The organism is Streptomyces niveiscabiei, assembly GCF_001419795.1.
In the GTDB taxonomy this organism is placed as follows: Bacteria; Actinomycetota; Actinomycetes; order Streptomycetales; family Streptomycetaceae; genus Streptomyces; species Streptomyces niveiscabiei.
The window spans coordinates 1-5256 of record NZ_LIRL01001048.1 but is presented as its reverse complement, the minus strand read 5'-3'; the positions used below and the strand labels follow the sequence as shown (position 1 = coordinate 5256).

The following is a 5256-nucleotide window of genomic DNA, read 5'->3' as shown; positions in this document are numbered from 1 at the left end:
TACGCCGTCCTCGGCGTCGGCGACCGCAACTGGGCCGCCACCTACCAGCACGTCCCGACCCGGATCGACGAGCGCCTCGCCGAACTCGGCGCGACCCGCCTCACCGACCGCACGGCGGCCGACGCCTCCGGCGATCTCACCGGCGCCGTACGGGAGTTCACCCGCACCCTGCGCACCGCGCTCCTGGAGCACTACGGAGACCCCGAGGCGAGCCCGGCGGACCCGGCGGCCCCGAAGACCCCGGAGAGCGCCTACACCGTCCGCGTTCTGACCGGCACCCCCCTCGACGCCCTCGCCGAACGCCACGGCCTGGTCCCGATGACGGTCACCGAGGCGCACGACCTCACCGGCCCCGGCCACCCGCGCCGCAAGTGCTTCCTGCGCGTCGCCCTCCCCGAGGGCACCACGTACCGCACGGCCGACCACCTCACCGTCCTCCCCGCCAACTCCCCTGCCCTGGTGGACCGTACGCTCACGGCCCTCGGCCTCGACCCGGACACCCTCCTCGACATCCGCCCCACCCGCCGCGCCGGACTCACCGTCGACCGCCCGGTGACGGCACGTCAACTCCTCACGCACTACGTCGAGTTGCAGGATCGCCCGACCGCCGACCAGCGCGCCGCGCTCGCCGCCGCCAACCCCTGCCCGCCCGAACGCGCCGCCCTCGTCGCCCTCACCGACGACGACCCGCGCACCCTGACCGAGCTGATCGAGGCCAACCCGGCGCTGCGCGGAGCCCTCGACTGGGCCCAACTCCTCGACCTGCTCACCCCGTTGCGCCTCCGCCACTACTCCATCTCCTCCTCACCCGCGAACGACCCCGGCCACGTCGACCTGATGGTCTCCCTCCTCGACGCCCCCGCCCGCTCGGGCAACGGCCGCTACCGGGGCACCGGTTCGAACCACCTCGCCGGCCTCGCCCCCGGCGACACCGTGTACGCCCGCATCCAGCCCTGCCGCGAGGCCTTCCGCATCGACCACACCACGCCCGTGATCATGATCGCCGCCGGTACGGGCCTCGCCCCCTTCCGGGGCGCGATCGCCGACCGCGTCAACGCGCCCGGCCAACTCCCGCCCGCCCTCTGCTACGTCGGCTGCGACGCCCCCGACGCCGACTACCTGCACGCCGAGGAACTGACCGCCGCCGACACCGCCGGAGCCGTCTCGATCCGGCCCGCCTTCAGCGCCGGACCCGACGGCCGGTACGTCCAGCACCGGATCGCCGCCGAAGGCGAGGAGGTCTGGAACCTGCTCACCGAAGGCGCCCGCGTCCACGTCTGCGGCGACGGCTCGCGCATGGCACCCGCGGTGCGCGACGCGTTCCGTACGCTGTACCGGGATCACACGCCCGACGCCGACGGCGCGGCGGCCGAGACCTGGCTGAACGAGCTGATGGCGAACGGGCGTTACGTCGAGGACGTGTACGCCGCGAACTGACCGGAAGGGCACGGGAGATGACGACGGACTCCTGGGAACGGGCACGGCACGTCCTGAAGGACGCGGCCCGGCACCTCGTCGCCATCACCCCCCTGAGCGGCGGCACCTACAACGCCGTCGAGGAACTCCGCCTCGACGACGGCACCCGGTACGTCCTCAAGGTCGCCCCACCCGACCAGGGCCTCCGCCACGAGAAGCAACTCCTCGTGGCGGAGGCCCAGTTCTACGAGGGCGCGGCCCGGGCCGACGTACCCGCCCCGAAGGTCGTGGCCCAGGGCGACGGCTACCTCCTGATGACCGCCGTACCCGGCGAACAGTGGTCCGAGCCCGCCCAACACACCGCCCTGCGCGCCGAGTTGGCCGGACTCGTCGCCCGCCTCCACCGGATCACCGGACCGGCGTACGGCTACCCCTCCGGCGCCCTCGGCCCGCTCGCCCCCGACTGGCGTACCGCGTTCACCAGCATGCTCGACGCGGTCCTCGCCGACGCCGACGACTACGCGGCCGAACTCCCGCTCGCGACAGGCGAGATCAGGGAGATTGTCCGCACGGCGTACGGCGCGCTGGACGACGTCACGACCCCCTGCCTCATCCACTTCGACCTGTGGCCCGGCAACATCCTCGTCGACCCCGCCGTACCCCGCGTCACCGGACTCATCGACGGCGAACGCATGTTCTGGGGTGATCCGCTGGCCGACTTCGTCTCCCTCGCGCTGCTCACGGACATCCGGGAGGACGAGAACTTCCTGACGGCCTATCAAAAAGCCGGAGGGAAGGCGGAGTTCGACGACTCCGCTCGGCAGCGGTACGCGCTCTACCGCACCTACCTCTACCTGATCATGCTGACGGAACAGGTCCCGAGGAAGGCCGACGAAGGACACCGGCAGTGGGCGCAGGACGCCGTGGTCCCCCAACTGCTCGGTGCGCTGGGGGAGATCGAGGCGTCGGCCTCGTAGCAGCCGGCGCCTCGGGACGGTCAGCCCGCGAACGCGTTCACGCCCGTCCGCTCCGCCGACAGCGCCCACAGCCGCTCCGCCTGCTCCGCGTCCCGCGCCCACGGCGCGACACCGGCGGTCACCGACCCGGACGCGATGTCCTCGGCGGACACCTCCTCGGACACCTCGCAGTCCTCCAGGTACACCCCGCCCAGGCCGTCGAGCAGCGTCGACGTCGCCGCCCACACCTGCGTCGCCGCGCCCTGCTCGGGCGTCTTGAACGCCTCCGGCATCAGCAGCTCGCCGTTCTCGTCGATCCAGCCGCGCTCGATCATCTCCTCCTTGGCCAGATGGCGCTGGAGGGGCGTGAGGATGCCGCCCGGGTGCAGGGAGAACGCCCGCACGCCCGACGCGCGGCCCAGCTTGTCGAGGTGGAGGGCGAACAGGGCGTTCGCCGTCTTCGCCTGGCCGTACGCCTGCCACTTGTCGTAGCCCTGCCGCCAGTCGACGTCGTCCCAGCGGACGCCGGAGAAGTGGTGGCCGCGCGAGGAGACGGACACGACGCGGGCGCCGCCCGGCTCGATCGCCGGCCACAGCCGGTTGACCAGCGCGAAGTGACCGAGGTGGTTGGTGGCGAACTGGGTCTCCCAGCCGGGGCCCACGCGCGTCTCGGGGCAGGCCATGATCCCGGCGCTGTTGATCACGTGGTCGAGGACGCGCCCGGAGGCGAGGAAGCGGTCCGCGAACGCCCGCACGCTCTCCAGGTTGCCCAGGTCCAGCTCCTCCACCTCGACCCCGGCGATCCCCTCGACCGCCTCGCGCGCCGCGCCGACCCGCCGCGCCGGTACGACCACCCGCGCGCCCGCCCTGGCCAGCGCGCGCGTCGTCTCCAGCCCGAGGCCCGAGTATCCCCCGGTCACCAGGGCCAGCGTGCCCGTGAGGTCACGGCCCGCGAGAACGTCGTCAGCGGTGCTGCGCGCACCGAAACCCGAACCGATCTTGACTTGAGGAGTGTCGTTGTTGCTCAGGTTGCTCATGCCCACGACCGTACGAATTGAAGTGCTCTCGAAGTCAAACGCGGCCACCCACCCACTCCATCAGCCGTTCGTACGACCACGTCGTCACCACCCGCTCCGCCGGGACCCCGCACTCCTCCGCCCGCGCGCACCCCAGCACCTGCCAGTCCAGCTGGCCCGGCGCGTGCGCGTCCGTGTCGACCGAGAACAGCACCCCCGCGTCCACGGCCTGCCGCAGCAGCCGCCGGGGAGGGTCCAGCCGTTCCGGGCGGCTGTTGATCTCCACCGCCGTCCCCGACTCCGCGCACGCCGCGAACACCGCCGCCGCGTCGAACTCCGACTCCGGCCGCCGCTTCCCCGCGATCAGGCGGCCCGTGCAGTGGCCCAGGATGTCCGCGTTCGGGTCGCGGACGGCGGCCACCATGCGGCGGGTCATCGAGCGGGCGTCCATCCGCAGCTTGGAGTGCACCGACACGACGACCACGTCCAGGCGGGCCAGCAGCTCCGGGTCCTGGTCGAGGGAGCCGTCGTCGAGGATGTCGCACTCGATGCCGGTGAGCAGGCGGAACGGGGCCCACGTCGCGTTCAGCTCCGCGACCAGGTCGAGCTGCTCGCGCAGGCGGTCCGCCGTGAGACCCCGGGCCACCGTCAGGCGCGGCGAGTGGTCCGTCAGCACCGCCCACTCGTGGCCCAGCGCCGCCGCCGTACGGGCCATCTCCTCGATCGGGCTGCCGCCGTCCGACCAGTCCGAGTGCAGATGGCAGTCCCCCTTCAGCAGGGCCCGCAGGCGCGCGCCGCCCTCCGGGGGCGGGGGCTGCTCGGCCTCCACGCGCTCCAGGTACGCCGGGGTACGGCCGGCCAGGGCCTCCCGCACCACCTGCGCCGTCTTCGGGCCGACCCCCTTGAGTGACTCCAGCGTCCCCGCCGCCGCCCGGTCCGCGACCTCCGCCTCCGGCAGCGCCGACAGCACACGGGCCGCCGTACGGAACGCCTTGACGCGGTACGGCGGGGCGAGGGACCGCTCCAGCAGGAACGCGATCCGCTCCAGGGCCTCTACGGGGAGCATGCCACCAGGGTTGCCCAGGAACGGGGGGTTCGCTCGCCGGGGCCGGGCGGCAGCTTGCGGGGCGCGGGGCGGTCCCTCTCGCCGGGTAGCGGTCGGCCCGAGTCGTCTTACCCTCGATTACATGACCGAGATAGCGAGCCCCTACATCTCCCACCCGCGGGTCATGGTGCTCGGGGTCCAGCCGGGCACACCCCCGTTCCGCATCATGGAGATCGACGGCCGGGTCGTCGGCTCCGCCCACGCCGTCACCGAGGTCCTCGCCACCGCGGCCCTCTACGGCATCACCATCCACGACCTCGACGACCCCGACGCGATCCGCTGGGTCGGCGGCGACCGCTACACCTGGCGGCCACGGCCCTAGCCGCGCCGCGCGTGCACCCCGCGCCCCAGGCGGCGGCCCAGGAGCAGGTAGCCGATGAGGGCGCCGGTCGTGTTGAGGATGACGTCGTCGATGTCGAAGGCACGGCCGGTGACCAGGGCGCCCTGGGCGAACTCGACCGCGAGCATCACGAGGGCCGTCAGGAGCAGCACCTTGAGGATGCCGCGCGCCTTCGGGGCGACCACGGGGACGAGGATGCCGAACGGGACCCCCAGCAGGATGTTCCCGCCGATCTGCCGCACCGCGTCCCGCAGCGCGGGCTGGTCCAGGTACGCCTTGAGGGAGTGGCCGGGGCGGAGGTTCGTGTGGATCAGGGGGACCGAGGCGGGGGACGGTTCGAGGGTGAGACGGGCCAGGATCGCGCCGAACCCGACGAGCACGGCGAAACCGACGGCCATCGCGGGAACGCGGAGGTAGAGGGGG

At 73.0% G+C, this 5256-nt stretch carries 6 protein-coding genes; 3 read left to right on the top strand and 3 right to left on the bottom strand.

Translation table 11 applies throughout. The features are described from left to right. Window positions 1–1437, top strand: a 1437-nt coding sequence (locus AOK24_RS39465; RefSeq protein ID WP_240554338.1) for an NADPH cytochrome P450 oxidoreductase family protein, incomplete at its 5' end; no start/stop codon positions are given. A gap of 17 nt (window positions 1438–1454) precedes the next feature. Then, window positions 1455–2393 (top strand): phosphotransferase family protein, encoded by a 939-nt coding sequence (locus tag AOK24_RS39460; RefSeq protein WP_055724739.1) that lies wholly within the window; start codon window positions 1455–1457, stop codon window positions 2391–2393. Window positions 2394–2413: 20 nt separating this feature from the next. Here AOK24_RS39460 and AOK24_RS39455 read toward each other — a convergent pair whose 3' ends face one another. Next, window positions 2414–3409 (bottom strand): SDR family NAD(P)-dependent oxidoreductase, encoded by a 996-nt coding sequence (locus tag AOK24_RS39455; protein WP_055724738.1) that lies wholly within the window; start codon window positions 3407–3409, stop codon window positions 2414–2416. A gap of 34 nt (window positions 3410–3443) precedes the next feature. Further along, complete coding sequence (locus AOK24_RS39450) at window positions 3444–4454, bottom strand: PHP domain-containing protein (protein WP_055724737.1); 1011 nt, start codon at window positions 4452–4454, stop codon at window positions 3444–3446. Window positions 4455–4575: 121 nt separating this feature from the next. Here AOK24_RS39450 and AOK24_RS39445 point away from each other — a divergent pair, with 121 nt between their 5' ends. Then, entirely contained in the window at window positions 4576–4815 is a 240-nt protein-coding gene (locus tag AOK24_RS39445; RefSeq protein WP_055724736.1) for a hypothetical protein, read from the top strand. Here the strand turns inward: AOK24_RS39445 and AOK24_RS39440 are convergent. Further along, window positions 4812–5256 (bottom strand): VanZ family protein (locus AOK24_RS39440; RefSeq protein WP_055724735.1); only part of this gene is annotated, 445 nt, incomplete at its 5' end. The genes AOK24_RS39445 and AOK24_RS39440 overlap by 4 nt on opposite strands.

Coding starts and splice junctions, on each gene's coding strand:
- AOK24_RS39460 (WP_055724739.1), top strand. CDS start 1,455: ATGACGACGGACTCCTGGGAACGGGCACGGCACGTCCTGAAGGACGCG.
- AOK24_RS39455 (WP_055724738.1), bottom strand. CDS start 3,409: ATGAGCAACCTGAGCAACAACGACACTCCTCAAGTCAAGATCGGTTCG.
- AOK24_RS39450 (WP_055724737.1), bottom strand. CDS start 4,454: ATGCTCCCCGTAGAGGCCCTGGAGCGGATCGCGTTCCTGCTGGAGCGG.
- AOK24_RS39445 (WP_055724736.1), top strand. CDS start 4,576: ATGACCGAGATAGCGAGCCCCTACATCTCCCACCCGCGGGTCATGGTG.